The sequence below is a fragment of the Pseudomonas quebecensis genome (assembly GCF_026410085.1).
Taxonomy (GTDB): domain Bacteria; phylum Pseudomonadota; class Gammaproteobacteria; order Pseudomonadales; family Pseudomonadaceae; genus Aquipseudomonas; species Aquipseudomonas quebecensis.
Window position 1 is genome coordinate 3,589,618 of sequence record NZ_CP112866.1, and the last position, 15,783, is coordinate 3,605,400.

At 61.7% G+C, this 15,783-nt stretch carries 13 protein-coding genes; 7 read left to right on the forward strand and 6 right to left on the reverse strand.

The window, feature by feature from the left end; all coding sequences use genetic code 11:
• Window positions 1-65: 65 nt before the first annotated feature.
• Entirely contained in the window at window positions 66-584 is a 519-nt protein-coding gene (copI, locus tag OSC50_RS16695) for a copper-resistant cuproprotein CopI (RefSeq protein ID WP_181078085.1), read from the reverse strand.
• A 156-nt stretch (window positions 585-740) separates the two neighbouring features.
• Here copI and OSC50_RS16700 point away from each other — a divergent pair, with 156 nt between their 5' ends.
• Window positions 741-1,421 (forward strand): heavy metal response regulator transcription factor, encoded by a 681-nt coding sequence (locus tag OSC50_RS16700; RefSeq protein WP_181078083.1) that lies wholly within the window; start codon window positions 741-743, stop codon window positions 1,419-1,421.
• A complete protein-coding gene (locus OSC50_RS16705) occupies window positions 1,418-2,773 on the forward strand; it encodes a heavy metal sensor histidine kinase (protein ID WP_266249696.1) in 1,356 nt (451 codons plus the stop codon). Before OSC50_RS16700 ends, OSC50_RS16705 begins: the two co-directional genes overlap by 4 nt.
• A 116-nt stretch (window positions 2,774-2,889) precedes the next feature.
• Here OSC50_RS16705 and OSC50_RS16710 read toward each other — a convergent pair whose 3' ends face one another.
• The 3 genes from OSC50_RS16710 to OSC50_RS16720 form a co-directional block, all read right to left on the reverse strand.
• Window positions 2,890-4,134, reverse strand: a complete 1,245-nt coding sequence (locus OSC50_RS16710; RefSeq protein WP_083377897.1) for a lipoprotein-releasing ABC transporter permease subunit — start codon at window positions 4,132-4,134, stop codon at window positions 2,890-2,892.
• Between the two features lie 61 nt (window positions 4,135-4,195).
• On the reverse strand, window positions 4,196-4,879 hold the full coding sequence (gene lolD / locus OSC50_RS16715) for a lipoprotein-releasing ABC transporter ATP-binding protein LolD (protein ID WP_162830773.1): 684 nt from the start codon (window positions 4,877-4,879) through the stop codon (window positions 4,196-4,198).
• Window positions 4,880-4,886: 7 nt separating this feature from the next.
• Window positions 4,887-6,137, reverse strand: a complete 1,251-nt coding sequence (locus OSC50_RS16720) for a lipoprotein-releasing ABC transporter permease subunit (protein ID WP_181078081.1) — start codon at window positions 6,135-6,137, stop codon at window positions 4,887-4,889.
• A gap of 94 nt (window positions 6,138-6,231) precedes the next feature.
• Between OSC50_RS16720 and OSC50_RS16725 the strand changes: the two genes are divergently transcribed.
• Complete coding sequence (locus OSC50_RS16725; protein ID WP_181078079.1) at window positions 6,232-6,816, forward strand: PilZ domain-containing protein; 585 nt, start codon at window positions 6,232-6,234, stop codon at window positions 6,814-6,816.
• Between the two features lie 44 nt (window positions 6,817-6,860).
• Window positions 6,861-7,583, forward strand: a complete 723-nt coding sequence (locus tag OSC50_RS16730) for a glycerophosphodiester phosphodiesterase (RefSeq protein WP_181078077.1) — start codon at window positions 6,861-6,863, stop codon at window positions 7,581-7,583.
• A 42-nt stretch (window positions 7,584-7,625) separates the two neighbouring features.
• Here OSC50_RS16730 and sthA read toward each other — a convergent pair whose 3' ends face one another.
• Window positions 7,626-9,020, reverse strand: a complete 1,395-nt coding sequence (gene sthA / locus OSC50_RS16735) for a Si-specific NAD(P)(+) transhydrogenase (RefSeq protein WP_181078076.1) — start codon at window positions 9,018-9,020, stop codon at window positions 7,626-7,628.
• A gap of 213 nt (window positions 9,021-9,233) precedes the next feature.
• Between sthA and OSC50_RS16740 the strand changes: the two genes are divergently transcribed.
• Window positions 9,234-9,767: a chalcone isomerase family protein gene (locus tag OSC50_RS16740; RefSeq protein ID WP_266248497.1), complete on the forward strand. Its 534-nt coding sequence runs from the start codon at window positions 9,234-9,236 to the stop codon at window positions 9,765-9,767.
• Between the two features lie 172 nt (window positions 9,768-9,939).
• On the opposite strand, the gene OSC50_RS16745 is transcribed toward OSC50_RS16740, so the two are convergent.
• Entirely contained in the window at window positions 9,940-11,403 is a 1,464-nt protein-coding gene (locus tag OSC50_RS16745) for a glyceraldehyde-3-phosphate dehydrogenase (RefSeq protein WP_181078073.1), read from the reverse strand.
• A 340-nt stretch (window positions 11,404-11,743) separates the two neighbouring features.
• Between OSC50_RS16745 and mfd the strand changes: the two genes are divergently transcribed.
• Window positions 11,744-15,193 carry a transcription-repair coupling factor gene (gene mfd, locus OSC50_RS16750; RefSeq protein ID WP_181078071.1) on the forward strand — a complete coding sequence of 1,150 codons (3,450 nt, stop codon included), beginning with the start codon at window positions 11,744-11,746 and terminating at the stop codon, window positions 15,191-15,193.
• An 11-nt stretch (window positions 15,194-15,204) separates the two neighbouring features.
• On the forward strand, window positions 15,205-15,774 hold the full coding sequence (locus OSC50_RS16755; protein WP_181078070.1) for a CsiV family protein: 570 nt from the start codon (window positions 15,205-15,207) through the stop codon (window positions 15,772-15,774).
• The last annotated feature ends 9 nt before the right edge of the window (window positions 15,775-15,783 follow it).

Sequence of the window (15,783 nt, forward strand, 5' to 3'; positions counted from 1 at the left end):
GAAACCTGACTGAATAAACCGCGCCAGTCTAACAGCCTTTGGCCCCGCGTTTGCGCACCCGCCGCTTACTGGCTGACGTTGAGCTTGCCCACCATGCCCGCCTGGTAATGGCCCGGCAGGTTGCAGGCAAACTCCAACCCCGTCGCCTGCTTGAAAGTCCACGTCAGTTCAGCGGTCTTGCCCGGCGCCACCAGCACACTGTTCGGGTCGTCGTGCTTCATGACCTCACCGTGGCCCATGGCACTGTGGTCCATTTCCCCCATTCCCGTGGGGGTAAGCATGCCGCTGGCCTGCATCTGCAACATTTCCTGCTGGTGCTGTGCATGCATCGCCGCGTCGCCCAGGTTGAATTCGTGCAGCAGCCGGCCTTTGTTGACCAACACGAAGCGCACGGTTTCACCGGCTTTGACGTCCAGCGATGTGGGCGAGAAGGCAATGTCCTGCAACGTGATTTCCACCGTGCGCGTGGCCTTGTCGGCCGGTGCCGGCTGTCCGAAGGCGTAGGTGTGCGCCCCTTCGGCCAGTGCATTGACGCTCAACGCTAACAGGCAGCCCGCCAGCAACAGGGGTGTACGTAACGTCATCGCTCTTCTCCAAAAATGTGTCACTGCGTTGAGCGGCACTCTAAGATGAAGCGGCTGCCAGCCAGCTGACTGCTGGATTACAACTTTGTCAGGTTGCGCCCTTTGCCTGATACCCGCGGTATAAAGCCCGTCGTCACCTGTTACCCAGAGCCGCCCATGAAACTGCTGATCGTCGAAGACCAACCCAAGACTGGCCAATACCTGCGCCAGGGCCTGGCAGAGGCAGGTTTCATCACCGAGTGGGTGGCCGATGGGCTCACCGGGCAGCACCTGGCATTGACCGGTGATTACGACTTGCTGATCCTCGACGTGATGCTGCCGGACCGCGACGGCTGGCAAATCCTGCAGGCGGTGCGTGCAGCCGGTCTGGATGTGCCGGTGCTGTTTCTCACCGCGCGCGACGCCGTGGAAGACCGCGTGCATGGCCTGGAGCTGGGTGCCGACGACTATCTGGTCAAGCCGTTCGCCTTTTCCGAACTGCTGGCCCGCGTACGCAGCCTGTTGCGACGTGGCAGCAGTTTGCCGCAGGACACCGCGCTGCAACTGGCCGACCTGCGCCTGGACCTGATCCGCCGCCGCGTCGAGCGTGACGGCCAACGCATCGACCTCACCGCCAAGGAATTTTCTTTGCTCGAACTGCTGCTGCGACGCCAGGGCGAAGTGCTGCCCAAGTCGCTGATCGCCTCCCAGGTGTGGGACATGAACTTCGACAGCGACACCAACATCATCGAAGTCGCGATCCGCCGCCTGCGCCTGAAAGTCGATGACCACTTTCCCACTAAACTGATCCACACCGTGCGCGGCATGGGCTATGTGCTGGAGGAGCGGTGCAATTGATCCGTCGCCTGTCCCTGGCCAGCCGCCTGGCGCTGTTGTTTGCCGCCTGCACCGCGGTGGTTTCACTGCTGGCCGGGGTGCTGTTCAATCAGGCCAGCGAGGCGCATTTTCTTGAACTTGACCAGCAGTTGCTCGATAGCAAGCTGATTGCGCTGCGCGCCGCCCTGCAAGGCGTCGACACCCAGCAGGCATTGGCTCAACGCGCACCCCAACTGCAGGCCGAACTCAGCCGCCAACCCGATCTGGCCCTGCGCATCACGGCTGCCGGGCAGGATTGGTTCGACAGCGCGACGAGTATTAGTTTGCCGCAATCATCCGGGCTGCATAGCCTGCAACACGCCGGTACGGATTACCGGGTGTACAACGCGCCGTTAATTGCAGAGCAGCCCGATTCGCCGCAATTGAGCCTGGTGCTCGACATCACCCATCACCAGCATTTCCTGCAGCGCATGCAGCACCTGATCTGGCTCACCGTCGGCCTGTCGGCGCTGGCCACCGCCCTGCTCGGCGCCTGGGCCGCGCGCAGCGGTCTACGGCCTTTGCGGCGCATGGGGGAAGTCGCGGCCAGCGTGTCGGCCAACTCCCTCACCCAGCGCCTGCCCCAGCAACAGATGCCGGCCGAACTGGCGGAACTGGCCCAGGCCTTCAACGCCATGCTCGGCCGCCTGGACGACGCGTTCCAGCGCCTCTCGGCGTTCTCCGCCGATATCGCCCACGAATTGCGCACACCGCTGTCGAACCTGCTGACCCACACCCAGGTCATCCTTACCCAGCCGCGCCCGCTGGAGGATTACCGCGAGGCGCTGCACAGCAACCTTGAAGAGCTGCAATGGATGGCGCAGCTGGTCAACGACATGTTGTACCTGGCCAAGGCCGACCATGGCTTGCTGATGCCCAAGCGCGAGCCCCTGGCGCTGGTGGATGAAGTCGACGCCGTGCTCGAATTCTTCGCCCTGCTGGCCGAAGACGCGACGGTGCATCTGGTTCGCGAGGGCACGGCCGATACACGCGGTGATCGCGGCATGTTGCGCCGGGCGTTGTCGAATCTGCTGGATAACGCGCTGCGTTTTACCCCGCCCGGCGGCGAAGTGCGAGTGACGCTGACCGAGGATGGGCGCGCAGTGACGATGGCGGTGCAGAACACCGGCGAAGGCATCCCGGCGCAGCAGTTATCGAAATTATTCGACCGTTTCTACCGAGCAGACCCGGCGCGACGCGAAGGCAGCAGCGAGCATGCCGGACTGGGCTTGGCGATTACCCAGTCAATCGTACGGGCCCACGGGGGGCGGATTTTTTGTGAATCCGCGGCTGGAGTGACAAGGTTTGTGATTGAGTTGCCCAGAGTGAATTGATGCAAGATGGGCCGGCCCTATCGGGGGCAAGCCCCCTCCCACATTCGACCGTACGCTTCCTGAATAAACGCGATCAACTGTGGGAGGGGGCTCGCCCCCGATAGCGGTCTCAATGACTACGAATATCTCAGCGCATGCGCCGGCTCGATCTTCGCCGCCCGGTACGCTGGGTAAATGGTCGCCAGAAAGCTCAGTACAAAGCCGGCCGAGCAGATCAACAGCACATCCCCGCCTTGCAGCTCGGACGGCAAGTTGCTGACAAAGTACACATCCGAACTGAAGATATGCTGCCCGGTCACGCGCTCCAGCCACCCCACCAGTTCACTCACGTTCAACGCCGCGATCACGCCGAGCACGCCGCCGATCAAGGTGCCGACGATCCCGATCACCGTGCCCTGCACCATAAAGATCGCCATGATCTGGCGCGGCGTGGCGCCGATGGTGCGCAGAATCGCGATGTCCGCGCCCTTGTCGTTCACCACCATGATCAACGTAGCGATGATATTGAACGCGGCCACGGCGACAATCATCAGCAGCAACAGGCCGATCATGGTCTTTTCCATTTTCATCGCGCTGAACAGACTGCCCTGAGTGTGGGTCCAGTCATCGGCCTTGTAGCCCGCGCCCAGGCTGGCGGCAATGTCCGCCGACACTTTGGGCGCGGCGTACAGGTCTTTCACCGCCAGGCGTACGCTCTGCACCTGGTTCGGCTGCCAATGTTGAATCTCGGCGGCGTCGGCCATGTTGATCAGGGCCATGGAGCCATCCAGCTCGGCGCCGACCTTGAAGATCCCCACTACATTCAACCGCTGCATGCGCGGGGTGATGCCGCCAGGCGCGCTGCTGAGTTCCGGCACGATCAGGGTCAGCTTGTCGCCCACATTGAGGCGGAAACGCCGCGCGGTGATCTCACCGACCACCACGCCGAACTCGCCCGGCCTCAGGTCTTCCAGTTTGCCGCGCACGATATGCTGGGCCACGATCGACACCTTGCCTTCCTGGGCCGGATCGACGCCGCTGATTTCGATGGGCTGCATGGCGCCCTTGTAGGAGAACATGCCGTCCATTTGCGTGAAAGGCACCGCAGCCGTGACCTGCGGGTTCTTCATCGCAGCGGCCGCCACCGGCTGCCAATCGTCGATCGGTTTTACGCCGACGACGGTCGCATGGGGCACCATGCCGAGGATGCGCGAACTCATTTCGCGCTGGAAGCCGTTCATCACCGACAGCACCACGATCATCGCCAGCACGCCCAGGGCGAGCCCGATCATGGATGTCATGGAGATGAACGACACAAAGCGATTGCGGCGCTTGGCGCGGGTATAGCGCGTGCCGATGAAAATCGATAACGGTCTGAACATTCGCGTGCACCGCCTGAAAAAATGAAAAAGCCCGACGCCAGGCGCCGGGCTGGAAAACGGGTCAGATGGCGACCAGATGACCTTCCTGCAGATGCAGCACGCGGTCCATCTGCCGGGCCATGCTCATGTCATGGGTCACCACCAGGAACGCGGTGCGCATCTGGGTGCTCAACTCCAGCATCAAGTCCTTGATGCCTTGGGCGGTGTGGGAGTCGAGGTTGCCGGTGGGCTCATCGAGCATCACCAGGCCGGGGTTGTTCACCAGGGCGCGGGCAATCGCTACGCGCTGGCGCTCGCCCCCGGACAACTCCGCCGGTTTATGCTCCAGACGGTGACCGAGGCCGACACGCTCCAGCAGCGCCGTGGCGCGTTGGCGGGCCTCGGGGATCGCGGTCTTGCCGATCAGCAACGGCATGCACACGTTCTCCAGGGCGGTGAATTCCGGCAACAGGTGGTGAAACTGGTAGACAAAACCCAGCGACCGATTGCGCAGCTGGCCACGGGCCTTCTCACCGAGAGCCGACAGCTCTTCACCGGCCAGCCACACACTGCCCTGGGACGGCGTATCAAGGCCGCCCAACAGGTTGAGCAACGTACTTTTACCGGAACCCGAACTGCCGACAATCGCCACGCGCTCGCCCGGGTGCAGTTCAAGCTGCAGGTTGGAGAGCACCACCACGGATTCCGGGCCTTCCTCATAGGATTTGCCCAGGTTACGGCAGCTCAAAATTGCTTTTTCACTCATGCCCGATTCACTCATAACGTAAGGCCTGTGCTGGCTGGGTGCGTGCCGCGCGCCAGGCTGGATACAGGGTGGCAAGGAAACTCAGGACCAACGCCGCCCCGCCCACCATCAACACATCCTGGGCCTGAACCTGGGACGGTAAGTAGTCGATGAAATACACGTCGGCGTTGAGAAATTTGTGACCGATCAGGGTTTCCAGGCCGGCGATGGCCGCGCTGACGTTGAGCGCGGCGAGGATGCCGACGGCGGTGCCGATCAAGGTGCCGACCACGCCGATCACGGTGCCCTGCACCATGAAGATCGCCATGATCTGCCCCGGCGTGGCGCCCAGGGTGCGCAGGATGGCGATATCGCCTTTCTTGTCGTTGACCACCATCACCAGGGTGGAAATGATGTTGAACGCTGCAACGGCGACGATCAGCAGCAGCAACAGGCCGATCATGGCTTTTTCCATGCGGATGGCCTGGTACAGGTTGCCGTGGGTGCGGGTCCAGTCGCGGGCGTAATACTCGGTTTCACCCAAGTGCTGGGCGATTTCCCAGGCACCGCGCGGCGCGTCGAACAGATCGCTGAATTTCAGGCGCAGGCCCTGCACCTGATCCGGCTGCCAGCGATGCAGGCGGGCCAGGTCGGTGAGATTGGTCAGGCCGAGGTAGCCGTCGATTTCACCGGCGCCGACGTGGAACGTGCCGACCACGGTAAAGCGCTTCATGCGTGGGAACATACCGGCCGGGGTGACCGTGACTTCCGGGGCGACGAAGGTGAGCTTGTCGCCGATGCCCACGCCGAGCTTGGCTGCGGCCTTGTCACCGATGACGATGCCAAAACTGCCGGGCGCCAGGTCGTCAAGCCTGCCCTGCAGCATGAACCGGTCGATGATCGAGACCTTGCGCTCCTGGGCCGGGTCGATGGCGTTGAGCAGGATTTTCTGCACCTTGCCATCATTGGTCAGCAACCCCTGCATCTGAGTGAACGGCGCAACGGCCACCACCTTGGGGTTCTGCTTGACCTTGTCGGCCAGGCTCTGCCAGTCGCCGATGGGCTCGCTGGCTTCGATGGTCGCATGGGGCACCATGCCCAGCACGCGGGTGCGCATCTCATGATCGAAGCCGTTCATCACCGACAGCACCACGATCATCACAACCACGCCCAAGGCGAGCCCGATCATCGAGGTCAAGGAAATGAACGACACAAAATGATTGCGGCGCTTTGCACGGGTATAACGCGTGCCGATAAATACGAAGAGAGGTCTGAACATGTCGGGGCTTGTTCGGAGGAAAAGAAGACGTCCCGGTGGCGGGGTCTGGTAAGCAGCTTTACACTCAGACCATTACCGCCAGCTGGGGTTCGCCATGACGACATTAGATGAAGAAGAGCGCCGCGAATACTACCGTATCGATGACATGATCGCACTTCAAATCAAAAGCCTGTCTGCCCCTGAAGCAGCCAGCAAGGAAGTATTGCTGGATGATTCACCGCTGTTCAACCTGCTCAGTGAATTGCACCTGAGCGAATTCGAAGCCCAGCACCTGTTGCGCCAGATCAGCGAGAAAGATCGCAGCCTGGCGGCGTTCCTCAAAGTCCAGAACAAACGCCTGGATCTGCTCAGCCAAATCATGGCCCGTGGCCTGTTGGACGAAGTCGGCGCCCCGCAGCCGGTGATCATCTCCGAAGGCGGTATCGACTTCCAGCACCCCTCATCGTTGCCTGTCGGCGCGCACCTGGCGGTCAAGCTGGTGCTGATGCCCCAGGCCCTGGGCCTGCTGCTGCGCGCCAAGGTTACCCATTGCGACGCCAAGGGCGAGGGCTTCGATGTGGGCACGGAATTCGAATCCATGACCGATGCCCAACGCCAGTTGCTGGCGCGCTACATCCTGCAGAAGCAAGCCCAGGAACGGCGCCTGGCGCGGGAAAAAAGCGACGCCCAGGCCACCTGAATTCGTATACATCCCGCCGGACGATCCGGCGAAAAGGAGCAACTGTGACCCTGATTTACGGCCACCGCGGTGCCAAAGGCGAAGCACCGGAAAACACCCTGACCAGCTTTCAACAATGCCTCAAGCACGGTGTACGCCGCTGCGAACTGGACTTGCACCTGTCCATGGACGGCGAGCTGATGGTTATCCACGACCCGACCCTCAAACGCACGGCTGACCGTCGCGGCAAGGTGGTCGACTATTCGGCAGCCGACCTGGTGAAAATGGACGCGCGCAAGGGCGGTCCCGGCTGGCTCACGCCCTGCCCCATTCCACGCCTGGAGGCGTTGTTCGAACAGTGCGACTTCGATCACTGGCAACTGGAAGTCAAAAGCGCCTCGCGCACTCGCGCGGCGACCACCGTATTGGCAATCCGTGAAATGGCCGTGCGCTTTGGCCTGATGGACAAGGTCACTGTGACCTCCAGCTCGCGGGAAGTGCTCAAGGCCGCCGTGGAGCTCACGCCGGACCTGTCACGCGGGCTGGTGGCCGAATACGCCTGGCTCGACCCATTGAAAGTCGCGCAGAACTACGGCTGTGAGTACCTGGCATTGAATTGGACGCTGTGCACCCCTGAACGCTTGCAGAAAGCCCAGCGCCAGGGGTTGCACGTGTCCGTGTGGACGGTCAACGAACCCGCGCTGATGCGCAGGCTCGCCGACTTCGGCGTCGATAGCCTGATTACAGACTTTCCCGGTTTGGCCACTGCCACCCTCGGGAATGGCTGAAATCGGTCTCCCCGGCCGGCTCAGGCCACCGGCCGGAGCCGCTCAAAAAAGCCGGTTGAGGCCGTCGTAGGCGGCTACCCGATAGGCTTCGGCCATGGTCGGGTAGTTGAACGTGGTGTTTACAAAATACTTGAGGGTATTTTGCTCGCCCGGCTGATTCATGATGGCCTGGCCGATGTGCACGATCTCCGACGCCTGGTAACCGAAGCAATGCACGCCGAGGACTTCCAGGGTTTCACGGTGAAACAGAATCTTCAGCATGCCTTGCGGCTCACCGGCGATCTGCGCACGCGCCATGCTCTTGAAAAACGCCTTGCCCACTTCATAAGGCACCTTGGCCTTGGTCAGTTCGTGCTCGTTCTTGCCGATCGAGCTGATCTCGGGAATCGTGTAGATACCGGTGGGCACGTCGTTCACATAGCGCCAGCTGCCGTTGTCGACAATACTGCCGGCGGCCGAACGCCCCTGGTCATGGGCGGCGCTGGCCAGGCTCGGCCAACCGATCACATCGCCGGCGCCATAGACGTTCGCCACACAGGTGCGGTAATTCTCGTCCACTTCGATCTGGCCACGGTTGTTGACCTTGACCCCGATGTTTTCCATGCCCAGCTTGTCGGTGTTGCCGGTACGCCCGTTGCACCACAGCAAGGCGTCGGCCTTTATCTTCTTGCCGGACTTGAGGTGCAGGATCACCCCGTTGTCCAGGCCTTCGACGCGCTCGTACTCTTCGTTGTGGCGCACGGTGATGTTGTTGTTGCTGAAGTGGTAACTCAACGCCTGGGAAATTTCCGAGTCCAGAAAGCTCAGCAACTGGTCGCGGTTGTCCACCAGCTCCACCAGTACGCCCAGGCCGCTGAAGATCGAGGCGTATTCACAGCCGATCACGCCGGCGCCGTAGATGATCAGTTTGCGCGGGGTGTGGCCCAGGCTCAGGATGGTGTCGCTGTCGTAGATACGCGCGTGGTTGAAGTCGATATCGGCCGGGCGATACGGGCGCGAGCCGGTGGCGATGATGATGTGCTTGGCCACCAGTTTTTCGACCACGCCGTTGGAACACACCACTTCGATGGTTTGCTCGTCGGCGAAGCTGCCGGTACCGAAGAACAGGTCGACACGGTTGCGTGCGTAGTAACCGGTGCGCGACGCCACTTGCTTGGAGATGACTTTCTCGGCGCTTTTCAACACGTCCGGGAACGAAAACCAGCGCGGCTCGCCAATGGCCCGGAACATCGGGTTGGTGTTGAACTGCATGATCTGGCGCACCGAGTGACGCAAGGCCTTGGACGGGATGGTACCCAGGTGGGTGCAGTTACCGCCGACCTGGCGACGGCTATCGACCATCGCCACCTTGCGCCCTGCCTTCGCGGCGTTCATCGCCGCACCTTCTCCAGCCGGGCCGGAACCCAGTACCACCACGTCGTAGTTGTAGACAGCCATGCGTACTCCTCAGAACAGGCCAGGCGTACGGTTGGACGCCGGGCTAAATCATGCCGCGGCCAGCGGTCATGAAGGACAATTTGGCTCAAGTGTGTGAACCGGGGCACAGTCTATAGAAGGCTCAACGCCGCGCACATTAACCCTTGGTCGCGTCGTAGGCCAACCTTGCCATACTACAGGACGCAAATCAGCGTCGATTTCAGGATGAGCATTATGCGACAACTATTTTTTTGTTTGATGCTGATGGTGTCGATCACCGCGCACGCCAGTGATGCTCAGCGGCTCAAGCAAGCGGCCTTCCCGGCGCAGGCTGGGGAACTGATCCTCAAAAACCAGGCGGTGCTCACCTATCTGTGGGCGGACGTGTATGCCGCAGCGCTGTATGCCCCGGCAGCGCTCAGCGCCAGGCACGCCTGGGACCAGCAGGCTGCACTGCGCCTGACGCTGTATTACTTTCGCGACATCGACCGCAACGACGTGATCAAGGCCGCCACGGCCACCCTTGAGCGCCAACAAGCCAATGCTCGATTAAAGCCTGAGCTGGATAAGTTGCACGCCAGCTTTCGCGACATCCGCAGCGGTGACCGTTATGCCCTGGACTTTCATCCCGGTCGCGGTTTGGAGCTGGAGATCAATGGGCAAGTGGTGTTCATCAGTCGCGATGACGAACTGGCACGGGCCTACCTGGGCATCTGGCTCGCGCCTGGGGGGTTATCGGATGAGTTGCGCGGCCGGTTGCTGAAGTGATGCGACGGCTGAACGATCGCCATCGAGGGCAAGCCCCCTCCCATATTTGAATCTATTCCCACATCAAACCGTGGGAGGGGGCTTGCCCCCGATGAGGTATCCCAGACAACACAAAATCCCAGCCACAAAAAAGCCCCGAACCAGTCGGGGCTTTTTCATTCAGCGCAGAGGCTTAGCGCGGAAACGCCGGCGGGTTGACCCCGGCCATGTCTTCCATCACGCGAACCACCTGGCAGCTGTAGCCGAACTCGTTGTCGTACCACACGTACAGCACAACGCGGTTGTCCTGGGTAATGGTCGCTTCCGCATCCACCACACCGGCGTGGCGCGAGCCGACGAAGTCGGTGGACACCACTTCCTGCGAATTGACGAAGTCGATCTGCTTGTGCAGGTCGGAGTGCAGGGCCATGTAGCGCAGGTACTCGTTCATCTCTTCGCGGGTAGCGGCTTTCTCAAGGTTCAGGTTGAGAATTGCCATCGACACGTTAGGCGTCGGAACACGGATCGCGTTGCCGGTCAGCTTGCCGGCCAATTCAGGCAGGGCTTTGGCAGCGGCAGTGGCGGCACCGGTCTCGGTGATCACCATGTTCAGCGCGGCGCTGCGGCCACGGCGGTCGCCTTTGTGGAAGTTGTCGATCAGGTTCTGGTCGTTGGTGTACGAGTGAACGGTTTCGACGTGGCCATTGACGATGCCGAACTTGTCGTTCACGGCCTTGAGCACCGGCACGATGGCGTTGGTGGTGCAGGACGCGGCCGACACGATTTTGTCGTCAGCGGTGATGTCAGCGTGGTTGATGCCATGCACGATGTTCTTGAGCTTGCCCTTGCCAGGCGCGGTCAGGACGACGCGGGCGATGCCCGGGCACTGCAAGTGCTGGCCCAGGCCCTCGGCATCACGCCATACGCCGGTGTTGTCCACCAGCAGGGCGTCCTGGATGCCGTACTGGGTGTAGTCCACCTCGGTCGGGTTCTTGGCGTAGATCACCTGGATCAGGTTACCGTTGGCCGTGATGGTGTTGTTTTCTTCGTCGATGGTGATGGTGCCGTTGAACGAACCATGTACCGAATCGCGACGCAGCAGGCTGGCGCGCTTGGTCAGGTCATTCTCGGCGCCTTTGCGCACGACGATGGCACGCAGGCGCAGGCCGTCGCCGCCACCGGTTTTTTCGATCAGGATGCGTGCCAGCAGGCGGCCGATACGACCAAAGCCGTACAGCACCACGTCGGTGCCCTTGCGGGCCGCGGCGCTCTGCTGGCCGACCACATCGGCCATTTCTTCACGCACGAACTGCTCGGCGCTGCGGCCGTTGGCTTCATTGCGGAATTTGTAGGCCAGTTTGCCCAGGTCTACCGATGCCGCGCCGAGCTTGAGCTCGCTCATGGCCTTGAGCAGGGGGAATGTTTCGTGGACGGAGAGTTCGCTGTCGTCGGCGGAGCGATGGCGAGCAAAGCGGTGCGCCTTGAGAATCGCGATGACTGACTGGTTGATCAGGCTGCGGCCATAGATCGAGCTGACCACATTGTTATTGCGGTACAGCTGACCGATGAGCGGGATCATCGCTTCTGCGAGTGCTTCACGGTCGATCCATTCACCAAGACACTGGTCGGGCTTCTGAGTCACGGGAACCTTCCACATGTAGGGGCTGAAAAAAGGGGCTACATTATGTCGCCCGACTGCCCGTTGAGCAATGCGCCGACACCAACAAAAAGCCCTTGCAAAAAACTACCACCACGCTACAGGCCAGGAAACACGCGGGTTCCAGAAGGCCACCATTGAGACGGTTGCGCCGACTTGTCCGTAACCCTCCGAAACATACGTGCTTTTCGGCACTACATATTGAGTCAAAACCCTGCATTGTTTGTCTTAGCCACTACATTTCCTACAAACCGTAATAGGCACAGTCAGCAACTGACAGGCGGCACCTGGGGCCGTTACAATTACCGACTTTGTCGCAACGCTTGGAGCTCAACCTTCCGTGCCCGTTCTGCGTCTACCGCAACTCCCTGCCGCGGCAGGTAAACAGCACTGGGGCAACCTGCCCGGTGCCGCCCTGAGCCTGGCCATCGCCGAGGCTGCCAGCGCAGCCAAGCGCTTTACCCTGCTGCTTACCGCCGACAGCCAAAGCGCCGAACGGCTGGAGCAGGAGCTGAGCTTCTTCGCCCCCGATTTGCCGGTGCTGCATTTTCCCGACTGGGAAACCCTGCCCTACGATCTGTTCTCGCCGCACCAGGACATCATCTCCCAACGCATCGCCAGCCTGTACCGCCTGCCGGAACTGGCCCACGGCGTGCTGGTGGTGCCGATCACCACGGCGTTGCACCGCCTGGCGCCGACCAGGTTCCTGTTGGGCAGCAGCCTGGTGCTGGATGTGGGCCAGAAGCTTGACGTGGAGCAGATGCGCACGCGCCTGGAAGCCAGCGGCTATCGCTGTGTGGACACGGTGTACGAGCACGGCGAATTCGCGGTACGCGGCGCGCTGATCGACCTGTTTCCGATGGGCAGCAAGTTGCCTTATCGCATCGATCTGTTCGACGACGAAATCGAAACCCTGCGCACCTTCGACCCGGAAAACCAGCGCTCCATCGACAAGGTCGAATCGATCAAGCTGCTGCCGGCGCGGGAATTCCCGTTGCAAAAAGACGCAGTGACCCGCTTCAAGGCGCGTTTTCGTGAGCGCTTCGACGTCGACTTCCGCCGCTGCCCGATCTTCCAGGACCTGAGCAGCGGGATTACACCCGCCGGTATCGAGTACTACCTGCCGCTGTTTTTCGACGAAACCTCCACCCTGTTCGATTACCTGCCCCAGGACACGCAAGTGTTCTCGCTGCCGGGCATCGAACAGGCGGCGGAAAACTTCTGGAACGACGTGCGCAACCGTTATGAGGAGCGCCGCGTCGATCCCTCGCGTCCTTTATTGCCGCCCGCCGAATTATTCCTGCCGGTGGAAGACTGCTTCGCGCGCCTGAAAAACTGGCCGCGTGTGGTGGCCAGCCAGCAGGATGTGGACGCCGGTGGCGGTCGCGAACGCTTCCCCGCGCAAGCACTGCCCGACCTCGCGATCCAGGCCAAGGCCACTCAGCCGCTGGAAGCGCTGTCCACATTCCTTGGCGACTTCCCGGGCCGCGTGCTGTTTACCGCCGAATCCGCCGGGCGCCGCGAAGTGCTGCTGGAGCTGCTCGAACGCCTGAAACTGCGACCTAAAACCGTCGACAGTTGGCCGGACTTTGTCGCGGGCAAGGATCGCCTGGCGATCACCATCGCACCGCTCGACGAAGGCCTGCTGTTGAATGACCCGGCCCTGGCACTGATTGCCGAGAGCCCGCTGTTCGGCCAGCGCGTGATGCAGCGTCGGCGTCGTGAAAAACGCGCCGACGCCAACAATGACGCGGTGATCAAGAACCTCACCGAACTGCGCGAAGGCGCGCCGGTGGTGCATATCGACCACGGTGTGGGCCGCTATCTGGGCCTGCAGACCCTGGAGATCGACAACCAGGCCGCCGAATTCCTCACGATGGAATATGCCGAAGGTGCCAAGCTTTACGTGCCGGTGGCCAACCTGCACCTGATCGCGCGCTATACCGGCAGCGACGACGCCTTGGCGCCGTTGCACCGGTTGGGCTCCGAGACCTGGCAGAAAGCCAAGCGCAAGGCCGCCGAACAAGTGCGCGATGTCGCGGCCGAGCTGCTGGACATCTACGCCCGCCGCGCCGCGCGTGAAGGTTATGCCTTCGCCGATCCGAAGGCCGACTATGCGACCTTCAGCGCCGGTTTCGCCTTTGAAGAAACCCCGGACCAGCAAACCACCATCGAAGCGGTGCGCGCCGATATGCTCGCGCCCAAACCGATGGATCGCCTGGTCTGCGGCGACGTCGGCTTCGGCAAGACCGAAGTGGCCATGCGCGCCGCCTTCATCGCAGTGCACGGCGGCAAACAGGTGGCAATCCTGGTGCCCACCACCCTGCTCGCTCAGCAGCACTACAACAGTTTCCGCGACCGCTTTGCCGATTGGCCGGTGACCGTGGAAGTGATGAGCCGTTTCAAGTCCGCCAAGGAAGTGAACGCGGCCGTTGCCGACCTGGCCGAAGGCAAGATCGATATCGTGATCGGCACCCACAAGCTGCTGTCGGACGATGTGAAGATCAAGAACCTGGGGCTGGTGATCATCGATGAAGAACACCGCTTTGGTGTTCGGCAAAAGGAACAACTCAAGGCTTTGCGCAGCGAAGTCGACATCCTCACCCTGACTGCCACGCCGATTCCGCGCACGTTGAACATGGCGGTGTCGGGCATGCGCGACCTGTCCATCATCGCCACCCCACCGGCGCGGCGCCTGTCGGTGCGCACTTTCGTGATGGAGCAGAATAAAAGCACGGTCAAGGAAGCGCTGCTGCGGGAATTGCTGCGCGGCGGGCAGGTGTATTACCTGCACAACGACGTCAAGACCATCGAGAAATGCGCCGCCGATCTCGCCGAACTGGTACCCGAGGCGCGGATCGCCATCGGCCACGGGCAGATGCGCGAGCGCGAGCTCGAACAGGTGATGAGCGACTTCTATCACAAGCGCTTCAATGTGCTGATCGCCTCGACCATCATCGAGACCGGCATCGACGTGCCGAGCGCCAACACCATCATCATCGAGCGCGCCGACAAATTCGGCCTGGCGCAACTGCATCAGTTGCGCGGCCGGGTCGGACGCAGCCATCACCAGGCTTACGCCTACCTGCTCACGCCGCCGCGCCAGCAGATTACCGGCGACGCGGAAAAACGCCTGGAAGCCATCGCCAACACCCAGGACCTGGGCGCCGGCTTTGTGCTGGCCACCAACGACCTGGAAATCCGCGGTGCCGGCGAACTGCTGGGCGACGGCCAGAGCGGGCAGATCCAGGCTGTAGGCTTCACGTTGTATATGGAAATGCTTGAGCGCGCGGTGAAAGCCATTCGCAAGGGCGAGCAGCCGAACCTTGACCAGCCTTTGGGCGGCGGTCCGGAAATCAACCTGCGCTTGCCGGCGTTGATTCCCGAAGACTACCTGCCGGACGTGCACGCGCGGTTGATCCTGTACAAGCGCATCGCCTCGGCCACCGACGAAGAGGGCCTCAAGGACCTGCAAGTGGAGATGATCGACCGCTTCGGCCTGCTGCCGGAACCGACCAAGAACCTGGTGCGCCTGACCCTGCTCAAACTGCAGGCCGAGCAGCTGGGCATCAAGAAGGTCGACGCCGGGCCGCAGGGCGGGCGGATCGAGTTCGAAGCGCAGACGCCGGTAGACCCACTGGTGCTGATCAAGCTGATCCAGGGCCAGCCCAACCGCTATAAATTCGAAGGGGCTACGCTGTTCAAGTTCATGGTGCCGATGGAACGCGCCGAAGAACGCTTCAATACCCTGGAGGCGCTGTTTGAGCGCCTCATTCCGACACCTGTTTGAAGGACGCCCCAATGCGCCTGTTCCGCATTCTGAGCCTGTTGTTAGTGGTATTCGCGCCTGCGGCGTTCGCCGACAGCCCGTACCAGGTAGAAATGATCCTGGTGCGCCAGAATGCGGAGCCGGTAATCAACAGCCGCGCCGCGCCGGAAAACTGGGATGCCGGCGCCTCGCGCTTGGGCACTGACACCATGAGCCCGCCGCGCCTGAACAACATTGTCGACAAACTGAACGCCGATAACAGCTTCACCGTGCTGGCGCACAAGGCCTGGGAGCAGAACCTCGGCGAACAGCCGGTAAAAATCGCCGTCACCGATGGCCAGGAGCAGTTCGGTCAATTCCCCATCCAGGGCGTGCTGAACCTGCAACTGGGGCGCTTCACCGATATCGATGCGGATTTCTGGATCAACCAGTTCGACAGCAACGGCAGCGTCGTCGCCAGCGAGCACTTGTCGCAGAAGGACGTGCGCACCAAGAACAACCAGCTCAACTACCTTGACGGCGGCCATCTGGCACTGCTGATCAAGATCACTTCACTGACCGCCAAACCACCCAGCGCGCCGCCGCCCGAGCTGCAGGACTGATCCAGCGCC